The organism is Hafnia paralvei ATCC 29927 (genome assembly GCF_001655005.1).
Classification (GTDB): domain Bacteria; phylum Pseudomonadota; class Gammaproteobacteria; order Enterobacterales; family Enterobacteriaceae; genus Hafnia; species Hafnia paralvei.
Window position 1 is genome coordinate 1 of record NZ_LXET01000042.1, and the last position, 1,137, is coordinate 1,137.

The 1,137-nt window shown below is 48.8% G+C and carries 1 protein-coding gene; it reads left to right on the forward strand.

Going from position 1 to position 1,137, the window contains the following annotated elements; genetic code table 11:
- A partial coding sequence (locus M988_RS11720) for a YadA family autotransporter adhesin (protein WP_156518174.1) occupies positions 1-906 on the forward strand: 906 nt, incomplete at its 5' end.
- Between the last annotated feature and the right edge of the window lie 231 nt (positions 907-1,137).

Sequence of the window (1,137 nt, forward strand, 5' to 3'; positions counted from 1 at the left end):
AGCGGTACACATGCCGTTGCTCTCGGTACTGATAACACCGCTAAAGGGACCCAAGTATTAGTTGTAGGCAAAAGCTCTTCCGGCGTTGGTGATAAGGTCTTGGTGTATGGGAACAACAATGCCGCGACGGGAAATAATGCCGTCATCATTGGTGAAGAGTCTTCAAGCCAGGGGAATAATACCCAGATACACGGCGATGGCTCTTCGATAAAAGGCAATGACAATACCATCGCAGGTAACCAATCCCAGATTGTAGGCAACACCAACAATATTCAGGGGCATAGCGACCGTATCGAAGGTAATAACAACCAGATTGTTGGCGAGAAATCCAAAATAGTCGGTCATCGTAATCAAATAAATGGCGATAGCTCTACCATTCGCGGTAACGATAGCCAAATAGCAGGAAATAACTCGGCATCAGTCGGCAATAGCACACGGGTGGAAGGCAATCAGTCTTATGCCATTGGTAATAAAACCGCCGTTACAGGTAATAACAGCGTAGCCATTGGACACGGTTCTCAAGCGACAACGGATAATGAATTCTCTGTGGGCGGTAATGAAACCGGCAATCGTCGTATTACGCATGTGGCTCCCGGCATTAATGACAACGATGCGGCCACCGTTGGCCAGACTCGTCAGTGGACTAACCAACTGAACAAAAAGATTGACCACTATCAGAAACGCGCTAATGCAGGGATCGCCAACGCGGTAGCGTTAGGCGCAGTGCCACAAAACTGGAGCTATGACTCTAACTTTGGTATCGGCGTAGGACAATACGAAGGCGAAAGTGCGTTTGCAGCGAAACTTGGCTTCAAACCTCGAGAGAATATTGCGGTTTCAGTCGGGGCCGGATTTGATTCGCGCAACAATCAGGCATTCTCTGCAGGCATGTCGTTTGGTTTTTAATATACAGATTACGCCCGTTAAATAGCGGGCAATGTCTTAATGCTGATCGTTTAAGAGATCGAGATACACGGGGCTAGTACACCGCGGGGCGGTTATGGAACACATCCATGTGTTCCACCCTAGGGGGCAACGCTAAAGCGTTGTTCAACTTTGCTCCCGGCAAAGTTGTCGGCAGCTAAAGCTGCTACGACCCCATCGGTGTACTTCCCCTAAAATCGCGCTTAAGTGACC